The organism is Pseudomonas sp. lyk4-R2A-10, from assembly GCF_030209075.1.
In the GTDB taxonomy this organism is placed as follows: domain Bacteria; phylum Pseudomonadota; class Gammaproteobacteria; order Pseudomonadales; family Pseudomonadaceae; genus Aquipseudomonas; species Aquipseudomonas glycinae.
Window position 1 is genome coordinate 64,502 of record NZ_JARVSR010000022.1, and the last position, 18,527, is coordinate 83,028.

General features: G+C 61.1%; 16 protein-coding genes, 1 pseudogene and 1 riboswitch. Of the genes and pseudogenes, 10 read left to right on the forward strand and 7 right to left on the reverse strand.

Going from position 1 to position 18,527, the window contains the following annotated elements; translation table 11 throughout:
* The first annotated feature begins 49 nt into the window (after positions 1-49).
* Positions 50-328 carry a hypothetical protein gene (locus tag QRN46_RS28500; protein WP_011335898.1) on the forward strand — a complete coding sequence of 93 codons (279 nt, stop codon included), beginning with the start codon at positions 50-52 and terminating at the stop codon, positions 326-328.
* Between the two features lie 49 nt (positions 329-377).
* Here QRN46_RS28500 and QRN46_RS28505 read toward each other — a convergent pair whose 3' ends face one another.
* Complete coding sequence (locus QRN46_RS28505) at positions 378-1,541, reverse strand: 1-acyl-sn-glycerol-3-phosphate acyltransferase (protein WP_170928982.1); 1,164 nt, start codon at positions 1,539-1,541, stop codon at positions 378-380.
* A 142-nt stretch (positions 1,542-1,683) separates the two neighbouring features.
* On the opposite strand from QRN46_RS28505, the gene QRN46_RS28510 reads away from it, so the two are divergent.
* The 3 genes from QRN46_RS28510 to QRN46_RS28520 are packed head-to-tail and all read left to right on the forward strand — an operon-like array spanning position 1,684 to position 2,796.
* On the forward strand, positions 1,684-1,866 hold the full coding sequence (locus QRN46_RS28510; RefSeq protein ID WP_011335896.1) for a CPXCG motif-containing cysteine-rich protein: 183 nt from the start codon (positions 1,684-1,686) through the stop codon (positions 1,864-1,866).
* A gap of 9 nt (positions 1,867-1,875) precedes the next feature.
* Positions 1,876-2,136, forward strand: coding sequence for a putative signal transducing protein (locus QRN46_RS28515; RefSeq protein WP_011335895.1), 261 nt, complete (start codon positions 1,876-1,878; stop codon positions 2,134-2,136).
* A gap of 36 nt (positions 2,137-2,172) precedes the next feature.
* Positions 2,173-2,796 (forward strand): SOS response-associated peptidase, encoded by a 624-nt coding sequence (locus tag QRN46_RS28520; protein WP_085613382.1) that lies wholly within the window; start codon positions 2,173-2,175, stop codon positions 2,794-2,796.
* Positions 2,797-2,800: 4 nt separating this feature from the next.
* On the opposite strand, the gene QRN46_RS29230 is transcribed toward QRN46_RS28520, so the two are convergent.
* On the reverse strand, positions 2,801-3,643 hold the full coding sequence (locus QRN46_RS29230) for a methyl-accepting chemotaxis protein (RefSeq protein WP_371915543.1): 843 nt from the start codon (positions 3,641-3,643) through the stop codon (positions 2,801-2,803).
* 15 nt (positions 3,644-3,658) lie between these two features.
* Positions 3,659-4,942 (reverse strand): annotated as a pseudogene (locus tag QRN46_RS29235) (methyl-accepting chemotaxis protein); the annotation flags it as partial.
* Between the two features lie 263 nt (positions 4,943-5,205).
* On the opposite strand from QRN46_RS29235, the gene QRN46_RS28530 reads away from it, so the two are divergent.
* A complete protein-coding gene (locus QRN46_RS28530; RefSeq protein WP_011335892.1) occupies positions 5,206-6,024 on the forward strand; it encodes a M48 family metallopeptidase in 819 nt (272 codons plus the stop codon).
* Between the two features lie 44 nt (positions 6,025-6,068).
* Here the strand turns inward: QRN46_RS28530 and QRN46_RS28535 are convergent, their stop codons facing one another.
* The 3 genes from QRN46_RS28535 to QRN46_RS28545 form a co-directional block, all read right to left on the reverse strand.
* Positions 6,069-6,653: a TMEM165/GDT1 family protein gene (locus tag QRN46_RS28535; protein ID WP_007956837.1), complete on the reverse strand. Its 585-nt coding sequence runs from the start codon at positions 6,651-6,653 to the stop codon at positions 6,069-6,071.
* 87 nt (positions 6,654-6,740) lie between these two features.
* A riboswitch (yybP-ykoY riboswitch) is annotated at positions 6,741-6,865 on the reverse strand.
* A 39-nt stretch (positions 6,866-6,904) separates the two neighbouring features.
* Entirely contained in the window at positions 6,905-7,903 is a 999-nt protein-coding gene (locus QRN46_RS28540; RefSeq protein ID WP_011335891.1) for a methyltransferase, read from the reverse strand.
* Positions 7,904-7,936: 33 nt separating this feature from the next.
* A complete protein-coding gene (locus QRN46_RS28545) occupies positions 7,937-8,902 on the reverse strand; it encodes a 2-hydroxyacid dehydrogenase (protein WP_011335890.1) in 966 nt (321 codons plus the stop codon).
* A gap of 91 nt (positions 8,903-8,993) precedes the next feature.
* On the opposite strand from QRN46_RS28545, the gene QRN46_RS28550 reads away from it, so the two are divergent.
* The 5 genes from QRN46_RS28550 to QRN46_RS28570 all read left to right on the forward strand — a co-directional run bounded on the left by QRN46_RS28550 (position 8,994) and on the right by QRN46_RS28570 (position 18,002).
* Entirely contained in the window at positions 8,994-9,623 is a 630-nt protein-coding gene (locus QRN46_RS28550; protein WP_011335889.1) for a LysE family translocator, read from the forward strand.
* 156 nt (positions 9,624-9,779) lie between these two features.
* A complete protein-coding gene (locus QRN46_RS28555; RefSeq protein ID WP_201816476.1) occupies positions 9,780-11,462 on the forward strand; it encodes a fatty acid--CoA ligase in 1,683 nt (560 codons plus the stop codon).
* Between the two features lie 336 nt (positions 11,463-11,798).
* Positions 11,799-13,688 (forward strand): DUF1302 domain-containing protein, encoded by a 1,890-nt coding sequence (locus tag QRN46_RS28560; RefSeq protein ID WP_011335887.1) that lies wholly within the window; start codon positions 11,799-11,801, stop codon positions 13,686-13,688.
* Positions 13,689-13,715: 27 nt separating this feature from the next.
* Entirely contained in the window at positions 13,716-15,080 is a 1,365-nt protein-coding gene (locus QRN46_RS28565) for a DUF1329 domain-containing protein (protein WP_011335886.1), read from the forward strand.
* A gap of 186 nt (positions 15,081-15,266) precedes the next feature.
* Positions 15,267-18,002 carry a winged helix-turn-helix domain-containing protein gene (locus tag QRN46_RS28570; RefSeq protein ID WP_285358777.1) on the forward strand — a complete coding sequence of 912 codons (2,736 nt, stop codon included), beginning with the start codon at positions 15,267-15,269 and terminating at the stop codon, positions 18,000-18,002.
* An 89-nt stretch (positions 18,003-18,091) separates the two neighbouring features.
* On the opposite strand, the gene QRN46_RS28575 is transcribed toward QRN46_RS28570, so the two are convergent.
* Positions 18,092-18,527: calcium-binding protein (locus QRN46_RS28575; protein ID WP_502942412.1), on the reverse strand; the 436-nt coding region annotated here is incomplete at its 5' end.

Sequence of the window (18,527 nt, forward strand, 5' to 3'; positions counted from 1 at the left end):
GCGGTCGTCGGTCTGGCGTTCGCCATACCGGTTTAGATTGAGGTCTGTGATGTCGCTGCATTTGATGACGCTGTTTACCGCCCATCCCGCCAAACTGATCAACCTGCTGGCCCTGCTGTTGGCCTTCCCCGGCAGTTGGCTGCTGCACGCGACCCGCCGCCGTGAACAACGGGCCATGGCCAGTATCGCGGCCCAGCGTCAGAGTCAGCCGGATCAGGAACCGGTGCTCGATTGGGCGACCCTGCGCATGAACCGCTTCTTCTATCGCTTCGGTTTTGCCTGCCTGGGCCTGGCGTTGCTGGTGTCCTGGATCAGCACCCGCTTCTGAACGAAGAACGGCGCCCGAAGGCGCCGTTTTTGTCTCTTGCCGAAACCGCTTACAGCGGCAGGCCAGCCTTGACCCGGTACTGATTGCGCACCGGCGTCGCATATTGCAGCACCAGATACGGACGATGCTCTTGCGGGCAAGCGTCCAGACGGCTTTGCCATTCTTCCTGGGCCTTGGCCAGTTCCTCGGCACCGAACACTTCGGCAGCCTTCGGTACGTTCAACTGCGGATCGGCATCAGCCCACTGCGCGTATGCCAGGTAATGCACCGGGAACAACCGGTAGCCGCCGAGAATCTGCTTGTCCATTTCGACCGCCAATTGCTTGGTGTCCTCGAACAGCTCGGTGATCGGCGCGGCGAAGTTCACGTGCACCCGGCCCTTGTAGCCGGTGATGCCCTTGGCAATGCTCACGTCATCCTCGCCCGGTGCCTTGCTGTAGGTGCCGGTGGTAGCGCGGATGTACAGCTCGCGGGCCTTGGCCTGGTCGCACGGGTCGTATTCGTAGCTGATCGACACCGGGGTCAGGTTCAGCGACTGAATGACTTCGCCGAACGGCTCGTCCTTGCGGCTCATGTGGAACATCTTGAGGATCGCCGACTCGGTACGGTCGTCGCCGTCCTTCGCGCGGCCTTCGGCCTGGGCGATCCAGATCGAGGCGCAATCGTTGCGGATCGAGTGGTTGATGTACGCCGACAGCAGTTGATACGCCGCCATTTTCTCGCGGCGCCCGGTGATCGAACGGTGCACGATGAAGCTCTTGTTCAGACGCATCAGATCGCTGACGAACGGCTTTTGCAGCAGGTTGTCGCCAATTGCGATGCGTGGGGTCGGCAGGCCGGCGTGGTACACGGCGTAGTTGACGAAGGCCGGGTCCATCACGATGTCGCGGTGGTTGGCGATGAACAGATACGCGCTGCCGGACTTGAATTGCTCGACACCGGTGTAGGTCACGCCATCGGTGGCGCGCTCGATGGTGTGGTCGACGTAGAACTCGACCTTGTCCTGCAAAGTGGCCACGGAGGTCACGTCGGCGAACTCACGACGCAGCCGATGGGCTATAAGTGGTTTGAGCATCCAGCCGAAGGCACCGGCAAAACGCGGGAAGCGGAAGTGGGTGAGGATATCTAGAAACGCCTTGTCGCCGAGCAGTCGCGCCAGTACCGCAGGTACTTCGCTGTCGTCGTAAGGTCGGATGGCATCGAATTCGCCCATCATGCTCTCTTGTTTGAAACGGCTAGGGTAAGTAAAGGTTTTGATCGAAAACCAACGGGGCACGGTCTGAAAAAGTAGCCAGACAAAAATAGCCCTGCAAATAGACCGGCGATTATACGCACAAGTCACCCGGGAGACCGCGATGCTGGAAAGCGCAGTATATGAATGTCCGTATTGTGGTGAAGAGGTCGAGACGACCGTGGATCTCTCCGCTGGCGACCAGACCTATATCGAAGACTGTCAGGTGTGTTGTCGGCCGATCACCTTTGTATTGCAGGTCCATGGAGAGGACTGGTTTCTGGAAGTCTTCAGCGAAAACGAGTGAGGCGCGGCCATGCAGCGAATCTACGAACCGGAAAACCTGATGGAAGGCGAGATGCTCAAGGGCATGCTTGCCAGCGAAGGCATCGAGGCGCATCTGGTCGGGCGCGATCTGCTGGGCGGCACGGGGGAGTTGCCGATTTTTGGCCTGTTGGGTCTGTCGGTGGATAACGACCAGGCCGAATACGCCCGCGAGCTGATCAGTGCGTACAATGCCGCGCTGCCGCTGCCCGGCGATGAACCGGACAGCTATCCCGGGACGCTGGTCTGTTAGGCTGGCGTTCGTTTTATTTATGAGTCGTACTGCCCCATGTGTGGACGTTATGCCCTGTTTCGCTGGAACCGCGATTTCGCGAGCCTGCCAGGTTTCCCTGCCGATCAGCAGGCGCAGTGGAACATTTCCCCCAACGATTCGGTGCTGATGCTGCGCGCCGAGCCCGACGGCCAGCGCACGCTCGCCCGTGCCCGTTGGGGGCTGACACCGCCGTGGCTGACCGACCTGTCGCGCACGCCGGCCCACGCTCGGGCCGAAACCGTCGCCGAACAGCCGATGTTCCGCGAGGCCCTGCGGCTGCGGCGCTGCCTGCTGCCGGCCAACGGTTTCTACGAATGGCGCGGCAATGTGCGCAAACGGCCGTACTGGCTGACGCCGGGGGAGGGGGCTTCGCTGTTTTTTGCGGCGATCTGGGAGGCGTATCCGGTGCAGGAACAGGTGTGGCTTAGCACGGCTGTGATCACCCAGTCGGCGGCCAGTCAGCGCCGACCGTTGATTCTTGATGAGGCGGGGCAGGCGGCGTGGCTTGATCCCGAGACGCCACTGCATGTTCTGCAAGGCCTGCTTGCCAGCGAGCCCGCCGCCTTGCGCGAGCGGGTGCTGGCGAATCTGGTCAATGATCCAAAACTCAACGGGCCGGAGTGTCTGACTCCGGCCTGATCGGTCAGACCTTGAACTGATTGATCAACCGCCGCTGCTGCTCCGCCAGTTTGGTCAGATCCGCACTCGCCGAACTCGACTCATCCGCACCACCCGCCACTTCATTGGCCACCTGACCGATATTGATCACGTTGCGGTTGATGTCGTCGGCCACCGCGCTCTGTTCTTCGGCAGCACTGGCGATCTGGGTGTTCATGTCGTTGATCACCGACACTGCCTGGGTGATGGTTTCCAGCGCTTCGGCTGCCTTGGCCGCGTGTTGCACGCTTTCGTCGGTGCGGTTCTGGCTGTCTTCCATGACCCGCACTACATCGCGAGTACCCTGTTGCAGTTGCTGGATCATGCTCTGGATTTCTTCGGTGGCCTGCTGGGTTTTCTGCGCCAGGTTGCGCACTTCATCGGCCACCACCGCAAAACCGCGTCCTTGTTCACCCGCGCGGGCCGCTTCAATCGCCGCGTTGAGGGCCAGCAGGTTGGTCTGCTCGGCGATCCCGCGAATGGCGATCAGGATCGCGTTGATGTTTTCGCTGTCCTTGGCCAGGGTCTGCACCACGTCCACGGCCTTGCCGATTTCCACGGCCAGCACGCCAATCGAGTTGGAGGTGTCACGCACGATCTGCATGCCCTGACTGGCGGCCTGATCGGCATGGCTGGCGGCTTGTGCCGCCTGGGTTGCGTTGCGCGCGACGTCCTGGGCGGTGGCGGTCATTTCCTGCACGGCGGTGGCCACCTGATCGATCTCGGCCATCTGTTTCTGAATGCCGATATTGGTCCGGATCGCGATGTCCGCGGTGTGCTCCGAGGAATCGCTGACGCTCTGTACCGACGCCACCACCTGCGTGATCATCCCCTGCAATTTGGCGAGGAAGGTATTGAAGCCTTTGGCGATGGAGCCGAGTTCGTCGTTGCGATCACTGGTCAAACGACGGGTCAGGTCACCTTCGCCCTGAGCGATGTCATCGAGCATGGTCACCATTTGCTTCAGCGGACGGGCGATGCCGTGGCCCACCAGCCAGATCACCAGCAGGCCGAGGCCGGCGATGATCAGGCCGACCATGGCCATGCCGAAGGTGTCGGATTTGCGCTGGGCATCGAGGTCGCCTTGCAGCTTTTGCAGATCAGCCATCACCGCGTCTAGCGGCAGTTGCAGCATCAGTGTCCAGCGCGTGTCGGTCTGGCCGATGCCGAACGGCAGATACAACTCGATCCGGCCTTGCTCTTTATTGACGGTGTAAGTCACTTCGCCGCGCTTGAGATTGGCCATGTTGGCAATCTGTTGGGCGTCGAGAATGTCGCTGACCTTCTCGCCGAATTTGCTCGGGTCCTTGGTATAGGCGACGATCCGGCCGTTGCTGCCGATCAGGGCCATTTGCCCGGCGCCGCTGTACAGCTTTTGGTTAGCGCCCAGGAGCATTTCCTGGATGAAGTTCACCGACAGGTCGGCGCCGACGATGCCCTGGAAGGCGCCGTTGAGCATGATCGGTTCAATAAAGGAGGCGAGCATGACGATCTTGTCGCCGACCTTGTACGGGGCGGGATCGATCACGCAGGACTTTTTGGTTTCTTTCGAGCACAGGTAGTACTCGCTGGCGCGCACGCCGGTGGACAGGACTTTCTGGTCGTCGACGTCCACCAGTTTGTCCAGGCCCAGGGTGCCGTCGTCGTTGCGGAACCACCACGGCAGGAAGCGCCCGTTGGCGGGATCGATCCCGACAACCTGAGTGCCGACGTAGGCCGCGTCATTGTGGTCCAGTGCGTTCTTTTCCCAGCCGATGTAGGTGCCGAGAATCTTCGGATTCTTCTCGACGTTTTCCTTGATCAGGCTGATCAGTTGCTCGCGGCTGACGTTCAGGCGTGGCTGGCCGTCGGCGCCCGGTGTGCCGAGCAGGGCGTTGACGCGCACCAGTCCGCCGGCAATCAGCAGCGGCGCTTCCAGTTCGCGCTGGATCTGGCTGACCTGAGTCTGCGCCAGCGACGTCAGGCGCTGTTCGATGACTTGCTCGAACTGGGCCTGAGTCCGTTGCTGGACCATTTCCTGGGTGCGGGCACCGGAGAACAGCGCATACAGCACCAGCGCAGCGACTACGCTGAGCACGATGGCGCCGGCCAGGGCTGCCACGGAAAACTGGATCGACTTGAACTTCATGGGAGCTCCGCACGCGAGAGGACGTCTGCGCTGTTGTATCGGCAGCCACTATTGAGCCATGAGGTATAGAGAGAGTAATTGCAGCGCAATGTCGCAAATGGATCAGTGAGCGACGCAGTTGCAGCGGGTTTGTCGGTGGATATGAATGTTTTCCTACAGGTCAGAAGGAGGTCTTCTGAAATCAGGTGCAACACGTCCGTTGTATCTGGCGTCGATACCATTACCCGCCTAGGATACGCGGCAGGTTTTCAGGGAGCTTTTGAATGAACAAGACATTGGTTGTAAGTGCACTGAGCGCAGCGCTGTTGCTGGCCGGTTGTCAGTCGGTCAACACCACCAGCGGCGGTGCCGTGGGCGTCGAGCGCAAGCAGTACATGTTCAGCATGCTGTCCTCGCAAGAGGTCGACCAGATGTATGCCCAGTCCTATCAGAAGACCGTGGGCGAAGCGTCCAGCAAAGGCGTGCTGGACAAGACCAGCAACGATGCCAAACGTGTTCAGGCGATTGCCAACCGCTTGATCGCTCAGGCGCCGAACTTCCGTCCGGATGCGGCGCAATGGCAGTGGGAAGTGAACCTGATCAAGAGCGACGAGCTCAACGCCAATTGTGGTCCTGGCGGCAAGATCATTTTCTACACCGGTCTGATCGACAGCCTGAAACTCACCGACGATGAAATCGCCGCGGTCATGGGTCATGAAATCGCCCACGCCCTGCGCGAGCATGGTCGTGAAGCCATGTCCAAGGCTTATGGCATCGAAATGGCCAAGCAGGGCGCCGGTGCGTTGCTCGGCCTGGGGCAGGACAGCCTGGCGCTGGCCGACACCGTGGCCAACTACGGCATGACGCTGCCCAACAGCCGCGCTAACGAGAACGAGGCCGACCTGATCGGTCTGGAACTGGCCGCGCGTGCTGGGTACAACCCGAATGCTGCCATTACCCTGTGGAACAAGATGAGCAAGGCCTCTGAAGGCGCGCCGCCGGAGTTCATGAGCACTCACCCGTCCTCCAGCAGTCGCACCGCTGCCTTGCAGGCGGCGATTCCGAAGGTCATGCCGCTTTACGAGAAAGCGCCCAAGTCCTGAGGCCAGGACCGCTCCCGCACTCAGTGCGGGAGCGGTCAGCGGAATCAAACCCAGCCGCTGCTCTGCATCGCCTTGTACACCGCGACGATCGCCAGGATCAGGAACGCCGAGGCGGCCAGTCGACGGATCAGGGTCAGTGGCAGTTTCTCCGCTGCAAAATTACCCGCCAGTACCACCGGCACGTTGGCGATCAGCATGCCCGCCGTCGTACCGATGATCACCAGCCACAGCTCCGGGTATTGCGCCGCCAGCATTACGGTAGCGATCTGAGTCTTGTCACCGATTTCCGCGAGGAAGAACGCAATCAGCGTGGTCAGGAATGGCCCGAACTTGCGGGCGGTGCTGGCTTCATCGTCATCCATCTTGTCCGGCACCAGCGTCCACAGGGCGGTGGCGGCGAAGCTCGCGGCGAGAATCCAGTGCAGGACCGAATCGGAGAAGAAACTGCCGAACCAGGCGCCGACCGCACCGGCTGCCGCGTGGTTGGCCAGGGTCGCAGCCACGATACCGGCGATGATCGGCCAGGGTTTGCGGAAGCGAGCGGCGAGAATCAGCGCGAGCAGTTGCGTCTTGTCGCCGATTTCGGCCAAGGCAACGATTGCGGTGGGAACGAGTAACGAGTCCAGCATCAGGATTTCCTAAGGGGCGGGTCGACACGGCTATGACACGTACAGCCTTCCCGCCCCGGGTAAGGTGTGCGTGTCATAGGTCTTGTCAAACCCTGCGATCCGTCTGGTGCGGACGCTTGGGTCGCATACGCCATGATCTGAGGATCAAGTATGTTGACGTATGCCGGACGAGCTTGGCGCTCGTGGGAGACTACTCCCCTAGGACGGAGCGGATTCTGCCTAGGCGTAATCCATTCGGCAAGTGCTAATTTTCAGCCGCGCTTGGCCCGGTAAATCCGGAAACCATTGCCTTCGGCCTTGATCGCACAGACTCCGAGATGCTCCTCGATCAGCGGCTGGTATTTCAGGAAGCTGTTGGCAACCAGACGAAGTTCGCCGCCGTTTTTCAGATGTTTGGCCGCTTTTCGCAGCAAATTCTCGGTGGCGAAATAATCGGTGTGGACGCCGACATGGAACGGTGGATTGCTCAGAATCGCGTTCAAACCCATCGGCGCGGCGTCGATGCCGTCACCGGTCAGCACCTCGGCTTCCAGACCGTTGGCTGCCAGAGTCAAACGGCTGCTGGCGGCAGCGAAGGCATCAACGTCGAGCAACGTGACCTGATTGTGCGGGTAACGACGCTTGACCGCCGCGCCAAGTACGCCGGCGCCGCAACCGAAGTCCAGCAAATGACCGCTCGGCAGTTTGTCCAGGTGTTCCAGCAGCAGGGCGCTGCCGCGATCCAGTCGGCCATGGCTGAACACGCCCGGCAGGCTGATGACTTTCAACGGGCCTTCGGCCAGCGGCAGTTCGTAGGTTTGCGCCAGGCTTTCCAGCGGTTTGGCTTCAGGTGCGTTGGCCACCGTCACTTGCCACAGCTGACAGTGTCGTGCGCTGTCGAGCTTGCGTGGTTTGCCGAACGGGTTGAGCTGTTTGGACGCGCCCTCGATGCCGCTGCGCTTTTCCCCGACCAGATACACCTCACGTCCGGCCAGACGCGAAGCCACGGCATTGAGGATGTAATCGGTCAGATCCTTGGCCTTGGGCAGGAACACCACGGCGGTGTCGAACGAGCGCTCCGGCACGTTCACGCCAAAATGGCTGCGCCCTTCGAAGCGCGCATCGAGTGCAGCCTGATCGCCGGCGTGCCAGCACCAGCCAAACGCATCGGGCAGGCGCCCCAGCAGATCATCGGCAGGCAAACCGGCCAGCAACACCGAACCCTGGAATAACTCGGCCTGACGAAGCAGTACTTCACTGCGCGGATCCATAACTGCTCCTGTGAAAAAAAGTGCCGCAGTTTATCAACTGACGACCCGCAGCGCCTTACCGCTGAAGAACGCCTGGGTGTTTTCGACCAGTTGGCCGACGATTCGCTGCCGCGCCTCGCGGCTGCCCCAGGCGTTGTGCGGGGTGACGATCAGGCGCGGGATGTCGGCGGCCAGCAGCGGATTGCCGTTGGTCGGCGGCTCGACGCTCAGCACATCGGTGGCCGCGCCGCCCAGATGACCGCTGCGCAGGGCGTCGGCCAGAGCCTGTTCGTCAATCAGTCCGCCACGGGCGGTGTTGACCACGAACGCGCCGGGTTTCATCGAGGCGAGTTCGCGGGCGCCGATGAAGTGCCGGGTGTGTTCGTTGAGCGGGCAGTGCAGGGTGAGGGCGTCGATTTGCGGCAGCAATTCTTCCAGTGGCAGGCGATCCGGACGGGCCGGGCGCCCCGGAATCTGCCCCAGCAACACGCGCATGCCGAAGGCTTCGGCCAGTCGCGCGACCGCGCCGCCGAGTTCGCCATGACCGAGCAAGCCAAGGGTTTTGCCTTCCAGCTCGACGATCGGGTAATCCAGCAGGCAGAACTGTTTCGCTTGCTGCCAGCGGCCTTGGCTGACGGCTTTTTGATAATCGGCCAGACGCGTGGCGAGGTTGAGCAACAGCATGATCGTGTGCTGCGCCACCGACGGCGTGCCGTAACCCTGACAGTTGCACACGGTGATGCCGTGGGCGCGGGCGGCGGCCAGATCGACGTTGTTGGTGCCGGTGGCGGTGATCAGGATCAGCTTCAGCTGTGGGTTGGCGGCCATGGCGGCGGCGTCGATCAGGACCTTGTTGCTGATCGCCACGGTCGCACCTTGCAGGCGTTCGGCAACCTGCGCAGGCAACGTCTGGGCGAACAGTTGCAGATCGCTGAAGCAGTCACGCAAAGGGCTCAGATCGAGATCGCCAAGATCCAGCGACGGGTGATCGAGGAATACGGCGCGGTGGGCGTTCGTCATCAACTGTACCTGTTGTGCTTTGAAGGGAAGGCGTAATCTGCCGAGCCTACCAGATGAAACAACTCGTTACGCTTGGCCGAAAGGAGCCCCCATGTACTGGACCGAATTCTTGACCGTTGCCCTGATCCACCTGCTGGCCGTCGCCAGCCCCGGTCCTGATTTCGCCGTGGTGGTGCGCGAAAGCGTGACCCATGGTCGACGCGCCGGGACCTGGACCGCGTTGGGCGTGGGCACGGCGATTTTCCTGCACGTGGGTTATTCGCTGCTAGGGATCGGACTGATCGTTTCCCAATCGATCGTGTTGTTCAACGCCCTTAAATGGGCCGCCGCCGCTTATCTGCTGTACATCGGCTTCAAGGCCCTGCGCGCGCAACCGGCGAAAACCGTCACCGATGATCTGCACAAAGAGGTCGGCGAACGCACCGCTCGTGGCGCGTTCACCTCGGGTTTCGTGACCAACGGCCTGAACCCGAAAGCCACGCTGTTCTTCCTGTCGCTGTTCACCGTGGTGATCAACCCGCACACCCCGCTGACAGTCCAGGCTGGTTACGGGATCTATCTGGCTGTCGCGACCGCGACCTGGTTCTGCCTGGTGGCCATGTTGTTCAGCCAGCAGCGCGTGCGCGCCGGTTTCGCCCGTATGGGCCACTGGTTCGACCGCACCATGGGCGCTGTACTGATCGCGATTGGCGTGAAACTCGCGTTCACCGAGATGCACTGATCCTTCTGCGCTGTCATCTGTTTCGGCAAATGCTGGCGCAAAGCTAGCATTTGTACGGCTCTGCAAATCATTCCTTTGGCTGATTTGGCTGACGTATAAGGGTTCTAGAGTACGAAACTCCAAAGCCAACACCGTGCAGTCAGAAAAGGGATTCTTATGTTGCAGACTCGCGTTATTCCGCCCGCCGAAGGGGCGTACCAGTATCCACTGCTGATTAAACGGCTGCTGATGTCCGGTGCCCGTTACGAGAAAACCCGCGAGATCATCTACCGTGACCAGCTGCGCTACAGCTACCCGACCCTGATCGAGCGGGTCGCGCGGCTGGCCAACGTACTGACGGCTGCTGGCGTAAAGGCCGGTGACACCGTGGCGGTGATGGACTGGGACAGCCATCGCTACCTGGAGTGCATGTTTGCGATCCCGATGATCGGCGCGGTGATTCACACCATCAACGTGCGCCTGTCGCCGGAACAGATCCTCTACACCATGAACCACGCCGAGGACCGCTTCGTGCTGGTCAACAGCGAGTTCGTCGGGCTGTACCAGGCTATTGCGCCACACCTGACCACGGTGGAGAAAACCCTGCTGCTGACCGATCTGCCGGAAAAAACCGCGGATCTGCCGAATCTGGTGGGCGAGTACGAGCAACTGCTGGCGGCCGCGAGTCCGCAGTACGACTTCAAGGATTTCGACGAAAACTCGGTCGCCACCACGTTCTACACCACGGGTACCACCGGCAATCCGAAAGGCGTGTATTTCACCCATCGGCAACTGGTGCTGCACACCATGGGCGTGTCGACCATCATGGGCGCCATCGACAGCGTGCGGCTGCTGGGCACCAACGACGTGTACATGCCAATCACCCCGATGTTCCATGTGCATGCGTGGGGCCTGCCTTACGTGGCGACCATGCTCGGGCTGAAACAGGTTTATCCGGGGCGTTACGACCCGGAATTCCTGGTCGAGTTGTGGCGCAAGGAAAAGGTCACGTTCTCCCATTGCGTGCCGACTATCCTGCAGATGGTGCTCAACGCCAAGGGCGCGCAAGGCACCGACTTCGGCGGCTGGAAAATCGTCATCGGCGGCAGCGCGCTCAATCGCACGCTGTATGAAACGGCCAAGAGCAAGGGCATTCAGCTGACGGCTGCCTATGGCATGTCGGAAACCGGGCCTCTGGTTTCATGTGCGCATCTGAACGATGAATTGATGGCCGGCACCGAAGACGAGCGCACCACCTACCGGATCAAGGCCGGTGTGCCGGGGCCATTGGTCGAAGCGGCGATCGTCGACACCGAGGGCAATTTCCTCCCGGCAGACGGCGAGACCCAGGGCGAACTGGTACTGCGCGCACCGTGGCTGACCGAGGGCTACTTCAACGAACCGCAGAAGGGCGCCGAGCTGTGGGCCGGCGGCTGGCTGCACACCGGCGACGTAGCGACGCTCGACGCCATGGGTGTGATCGATATCCGCGACCGGATCAAGGACGTGATCAAGACCGGCGGCGAATGGATCTCCTCGCTGGACCTCGAAGACCTGATCAGCCGCCACGTCGCGGTACGTGAAGTAGCAGTGGTGGGCATCGCCGATCCGCAGTGGGGCGAGCGCCCGTTTGCCTTGCTGGTGGTCCGTGAAGGTCACGCCATCGGGGCGCGCGAGCTCAAGGAACACCTCAAGCCGTTCGTTGAACTGGGGCACTTGAGCAAGTGGGCGATACCAAGTCAGATCGCCCTTGTTACTGAAATTCCCAAGACCAGTGTCGGCAAGCTCGACAAGAAGCGCATCCGCCTCGACATCACCGAATGGCAGGCCAACAACAGCACCTTCCTCTCGACGCTCTGAGCGTCCCCTGGCGCGCCGAAAACGGCGCGCCAGGCCCACCAAGCAAGCGCTTGGCTTGTGAAATTCGAATTTTCAGCCATCCTTGCCGTGCCGACATGTGTCGGACTGGCGAAAGGACTGTTCCAGAGTGGCCGGCAGCTGCAAATCACACTTTAGAGGGATCAAGCAGTACCACCTGCTGGCTATAGTCCGCTCAAGGATTTTTAAGAACGGGGCACACGCACAAACGGGGCGATGCAACATTGAAGCGATTTCGGGAAGCCTCTGGCACCCGGTCCTTCAGGCGTTTTTAAAAGTACTCACTGCCATAACAATAATGCACATGGAGTAGCGTCGATGACCTCAGTAAACCAGTTCTGGCGCCGGGCAAAGCTGCCTCTGGCCGTCAGTCTTGCTTCTTCGCTCGCCGGGCCCGCATTCGGCGTCAGTTTCAACGTCGGTGAAATCGAAGGCCAGTTCGACTCCTCCCTGTCGATCGGTGCCAGCTGGTCCACCCAGAGCCCGAACAAGAACCTCATCGGCGTCAACAACGGCGGTCACGGTCTGTCCCAGACTTCCGACGACGGCCATGCCAACTTCAAGAGCGGCGAAACGTTCTCGAAGATCTTCAAGGGCATCCATGACCTCGAACTGAAATACGGCGACACCGGCGTATTCGTCCGAGGCAAGTACTGGTACGACTTCGAACTGAAGGACGAGAGCCGCGAGTTCAAGGACATCAGCGACAGCAACCGCAAGGAAGGCGCCAAGTCCGCCGGCGGTCAGATCCTCGATGCCTTCGTCTACCACAACTACGCGATTGCCGATCAGCCTGGCTCCGTGCGTCTGGGCAAGCAGGTGGTGAGCTGGGGTGAAAGTACCTTCATCGGCGGCGGCATCAACTCGATCAACCCGATCGACGTGTCTGCGTTCCGTCGTCCGGGCGCCGAGATCAAGGAAGGCCTGATCCCGGTCAACATGTTCTACGTGTCCCAGAGCCTGACCGACAACCTGTCCGCCGAAGCGTTCTATCAGCTTGAGTGGGACCAGACCGTCGTCGACAACTGCGGCACCTTCTTCTCCCAGCCGGACATCATTGCCGACGGTTGCGACAGCAACCTGCGCGTGCTGAACAAGCGTTCGACGATTCCTGCCATTGCTTTGGGGCCATTGGCGGCCAACGGTGTGGACGTCAACCAGGAAGGCGTACTGGTGCGTCGCGGAGGCGATCGCGATGCACGGGACAGCGGCCAGTGGGGCGCGTCCTTCAAATACATGTTCGACCCGCTCGATACCGAGTTCGGCGCGTACTTCATGAACTACCACAGCCGTGCGCCGATCTTCAGCGCTACGGGGGCGCCACAGTCGGTCTACAACACCGCCAGGGGATTGCCGGGGCCGTTCGCTGCGCTTGCACCACTGCTGGTGGCCGGCAATTCGCAGTACTTCGTTGAATACCCTGAAGACATTCGCCTGTATGGCCTGAGCTTCTCCACCACCCTGCCTACCGGTACGGCTTGGAGTGGCGAAATCAGCTACCGTCCGAACGCGCCGGTGCAACTGAATTCCACCGACATCCTGTTTGCCGGTGTACGTCCGCTGGGTGGTGCATTGTCCAATGCTTCGCTGCTGACCGGTGTGCCTGGCCAGGACCTGCACGGTTACCGTCGCAAGGAGATCACCCAGTTCCAGACCACCCTGACGCACTTCTTCGATCAGGTCATGGGCGCCAGCCGTCTGACCCTGGTGGGCGAAGTGGGTGTGACTCACGTCGGCGGCCTGGAAAGCACCTCCGACGTCCGTTACGGCCGTGACCCGGTCTACGGTCCGGGCGAGTTGCCGGCCACGGGCGGTGCCAACACCTGCGCCAACATCCTCAACGCCAGCACCATCAATGGTGCGGGTCCCGGCTCGCCGCAGAACAACCGCAGCCGCAACTGCACCGACGAAGGCTTCACCACCTCGACTTCGTGGGGCTATCGCGGTCGCGCCATCTGGGAATACAACGACGTGTTCGCCGGCGTGAACCTCAAGCCGAACGTGGCCTGGTCCCACGACGTCAGCGGCTACTCGCCAGGCCCTGGCGGCAACTTCGAAGAAGGTCGCAAGGCGGTGAGCCTGGGCGTCGATGCCGAGTACCAGAACACCTACACCGCGAGTCTGGCCTACACCAACTTCTTCGACGGCAAGTACACCACCGTGGATGACCGCGACTTCGTGGCGCTCAGCTTCGGCGTGAACTTCTAAGCACTGCATTTCAGGACGAACGAATTTATGAAAATAACAAAGAGTCTGTTCCACGCCGGTGTTCTGGGCCTGTCGCTGCTGGCGACCGGTGTCATGGCGGCGGTGCCTGCCGCCGAAGCGGACAAACTGGGCAAGAGCCTGACCCCGATGGGCGCCGAAATGGCCGGCAACGCCGACGGCTCGATCCCGGCCTGGAAACCGATGCCGAAGAATGCCGGCACCGTCGACAGCAAAGGCTTCCTGTCAGACCCGTATGCCAGCGAAAAACCGCTGTTCACCATCACCAAGCAGAACGTCGATCAGTACAAGGCCAAGCTCGCGCCGGGTCAGTACGCGATGTTCCAGCGCTACCCTGACACCTTCAAGATGCCGGTCTACCCGTCCCATCGCGGCGCCACCGTGCCGGATGAGGTATTCGCCGCCATCAAGAAGAACGCCACCACCACGACCCTGGTGTCGGGTGGCAACGGTCTGGAAAACTTCGATACCGCCGTGCCGTTCCCGATTCCGAAAACCGGCGTGGAAGTCATCTGGAACCACATCACCCGCTATCGCGGCGGCAGCGTGACCCGTCTGGTGACCCAGGCCACGCCGCAACCGAACGGCTCGTTCAGCCTGGTGTACTTCCAGGACCAGTTCGTGTTCCGCGACAAGATGAAGGATTACGATCCGGCGAACCCGGGCAACATCCTGTTCTACTTCAAGCAGAAAGTGACCGCGCCGGCACGTCTGGCCGGTGGCGTGCTGCTGGTGCACGAAACCCTCGACCAGGTGAAGGAACCGCGTTCGGCGTGGGTCTACAACGCCGGTCAGCGTCGTGTGCGCCGCGCACCACAAGTGTCCTATGACGGCCCGGGTACTGCGGCGGACGGGCTGCGTACCTCCGACAACCTGGACATGTTCAACGGTGCGCCGGACCGTTACGACTGGAAACTGGTCGGCAAGCAAGAGATGTACATCGCCTCCGACAGCTACAAGCTCGACGATCCGAAACTCAAGTACACCGACATCATCAAGGCCGGGCACATCAACCAGGATCTGGCGCGTTATGAACTGCGTCGCGTCTGGCATGTGACCGCGACGCTGAAGGAAGGTCAGCGCCACATCTACGCCAAGCGTGACTTCTTCATCGACGAGGACACCTGGCAAGCGGCGGTGATCGATCACTACGATGGTCGCAACCAACTGTGGCGCGTGGCGGAAGCCCACTCCCAGAACTACTACAACGTGCAGGTGCCTTGGTACACCCTGGAAACCCTCTACGATCTGCAATCCGGTCGCTATCTGGCGCTGGGCATGAAGAACGAAGAGAAGTCGGCGTATGACTTCGGCTTCACTGCCACCACCAGCGACTTCACCCCGGCCGCCCTGCGTCAGGATGGTGTTCGCTAAGCTCCTGTAAATCGAGGCCGCATCCTCGTGAAAACGCCCCGACAGGTTCGGGGCGTTTTTTGTCTGTCGCTTTTTTCGTAGCCTTTTTGTAGCCATTTGTAGCAACGACCTTCATAACCGCTCCGTTTAAGGCTAGTCTGCGGGCATCTGCTACGCCGCCAACAGCCATACGAACAAGAGCCGGCCATGACTGATCTGTCCCCACTTCCGGGTCCCGCAAGCGTTGCCGTCGCGGCACTGGACGGGCGTTTTTTTCGCCCGCCACTGCCTGACGGCTACGTCATGCGGCCACGACTGTGCGAGCGCCTGCAAGCCGGGCTCGGTGGACGTCTGTTGCTGGTCAGCGCCCCGGCCGGGTTCGGCAAAAGCTCGCTGGCCGTGGAGTTCTGTCAAAGCCTGCCGGCGAACTGGCACAGCCTGTGGCTGGGGTTGAGCCCGCGGGACAACGACCCGGGGCGTTTTCTCGAGCGTCTGCTCGAAGGTTTGCAGGATTACTTTCCGCAACTGGGCAGTCGGGCACTGGGGCTGCTGAAAATGCGCCAGCGTCATCAGCCGTTCGCCTTCGAGGAATGGCTCGACGGCCTGCTCGATGAGCTGGCTCAGCATCTCGAACCGTGCTCACCCCTGTTGCTGGTGCTGGACGACTATCACCTCGCACAAGGGCCGGTACTCGACCGTTGCCTGCAATTTTTCCTCAACCATTTGCCCGACGGTCTGCTGGTCATGGTCACCAGTCGGCAACGGCCGGACTGGCACCTGGCTCGCCTGCGCCTGTCGCGGCAATTGCTGGAACTGCACGAACAGGACCTTCGCCTGACCCACGACGAAGCCTCGGCATTACTCGACCGGCACCGTAGCTCCCTTCGTGGCGAGGCGCTGGAAAACCTGATACAGCGCAGTGAAGGCTGGGTCGCCGGCCTGCGATTCTGGCTGCTGGCCGAGTCCGAAGCCGGAGGGGACTCGGTGTTGCCTCAGGCGCTGAATGGCGGGGAAGGGCTGATCCGCGATTACCTGCTGGAGGAAGTCATCGATTGCCTGCCAGCCGAAGTGCAGGCGTTTCTCTACGACACCGCGCCGCAGGAGCGTTTTTGCAGCGAGCTGTGCGACGCTGTGCGCGAAGCCCATGACAGTGCTGAAATCCTGCGTTTCCTGCTGGCGCATCAGGTGTTTCTGGTGCCCCTGGACGAGCACGGGCACTGGTATCGCTATCACCATCTGTTTTCCGATCTGTTGCGCAGTCGTCCGATCACCGGGGCGATAGTCCCGGCTGCCACGCTGCACTTGCGCGCCTGTCGCTGGTTCAATGCGCAGGGGCTGCTGGATGAAGCCGTGGAGCAGGCCTTGCGCGCAGGGCATCTGGACGTGGCGGCGAATCTGGTACAGAACCTGTCCGAAGAACAACTGCTGGCCGAGCAGAACGTCGGTATGCTACTGCGATGGAAAATGGACTTGCCTGACAGCCTGCTGATCAGCACCCCGCGCCTGATCGTGCTGTACAGCTGGGCGTTGGGATTGGCGTGTCAGCTCGATGCTGCCGAAGAACTTGCCAGTCATCTGAGCCGGTTTCTGCCGGCACCCTCAGCGACAGCGCAGAAGTCGATGCTTGCCCAATGGCTGGCGCTGAAGGGGATCATCGCCCGTGGGCGAGGGCACCGCCAGCAGACCATCGAGTATTGCAGTGAAGCGCTGGAAAGCTTGCCGGCCAAGCGTTACGGCCAGCGTCTGATGTGCCTTTCCACTTTATCCAACCTGGCGATCGCCGACGGCGATCTGTGGCGTGCCCGAGGCTTGAACCGCGAATCCCTGGAACTGGCGCAGCGGGTCGGCAATCCGCTGTTCGAGGCGTTGGCACATTACGATCGCGCCCGCGTCCTGCAGGCTCGCGGCGAGATTCTGCGTGCGCTCGATGAAGTGCGTCAGGGACTGGAACGTCTGCGCGGACTGTCGGCACAACGCTTGTACGCAGTCCGTGCCCGGCTGACGCTGTATGAAGGTTTCCTGCTGGCCATGCGTCTGCAGCCACAAGTGGCACGGGCGCGATTGCAGGCTGGCTTGAGCGAGGCACGGGCCTGTCGTGATATCAGCGTATTGATCGGCCACTGCGTGATCGCCCGGCTCGAGGGCAGCAGCGGAGATTTTGCCAAGGCCTTCGCCGAGCTGGCAGAAGCCGAACGCCTGATGCACATCTGGGACGTTCCACCGATCTACTATCTGGCGATGATCACGCTGGTCAAATGCGAACTGTGGCTGTCCCAGGGGCGCATTGATCTGGCCGAGGCCTGGCTGGCGCGGTTGGGTCAGACCTATACCGGCGAGCGCGCGGCCGCCCCGCCGGAGTTCCACCCTCAATTGCCGTTGCACGTCGAATTGCAGCAGGCGCTGCTGGATGTCATTCAGGGACAACCCATGCTCGCCGAAGGGCGATTGAATGTCTTGCTGGAAAACGGTCAGCAAACCGGACGACAACTGCTCAGCGTGATGGCGTTGACGCAAAAGGTTGTGCTTTTACTGGCAGGCGGGCGCGAGTCCGAGGCTCGCAAGGCCTTGGTGCAGGCGCTGGAAGCGGCGGCTGGCGGTGTGCTTCAACCCTTCGATGTGCTGGTCAAAGAACATGCGGACTGGTTGCGTGGGCAATTGTCACTGAGTGCACCGACAGCCGTCGGCCAGCAATTGCTGGAGCACTTCCCCCAAACGCCGGCTCGCCCTGCTGCGGAGTTCACGGCGACCGAAGCACTCAGCAGTCGTGAGCTCGCCGTCCTGAGGTTGATCGCACAAGGCTGCTCGAACCAGGAAATCAGCGATCAGCTGTTTATTTCCCTGCATACCGTGAAGACCCATGCCAGCCACATCAACAGCAAACTCGGAGTCGAGCGACGTACACAGGCAGTGGCGCGCGCCAAGGAGCTGGGGGTCTTGAGTTGATCGGTACAGGCTTCCACTCAACAAAACGCCCCGAACCAGTCGGGGCGTTTTGTTTTACGGGCTGACCTGTTTCAGATCATGTTTGCAGATCAGGCCACCAGATCATTGGCGCTGAAACTGTTCACACCCACCAGCTGGATTTCAAAGTCCGCACCGGCGTTGCCGCTGACGTTGCCTGACAGCACGTGATCGACAAAGCGCAACTGGCCTGCGCCGGTGAAGTCATTCGCGCCGATGAAGCTGAAGCCGTTGAAACCGGCACTCAACAGGTTGGCGTCGAATTTGCTCAGGTCGATCTTGTCGCCCTGCAGGCTGCTGAAGTCAGTGATGACGTCACGGTTGGCACCGGTTCCCATCTCATTGACTGCCGAGAACACGAAGGTGTCGGCACCGGCTCCGCCGGTCAATGTGTCGGTACCTGCGCCGCCGTCAAGGATGTCATTGCCCTCCTTGCCATCCAGGGTGTTATTGCCGGCGTTGCCGATCAGCGTGTTGTTCATGTAGTTGCCGGCGCCATAGAGGTTG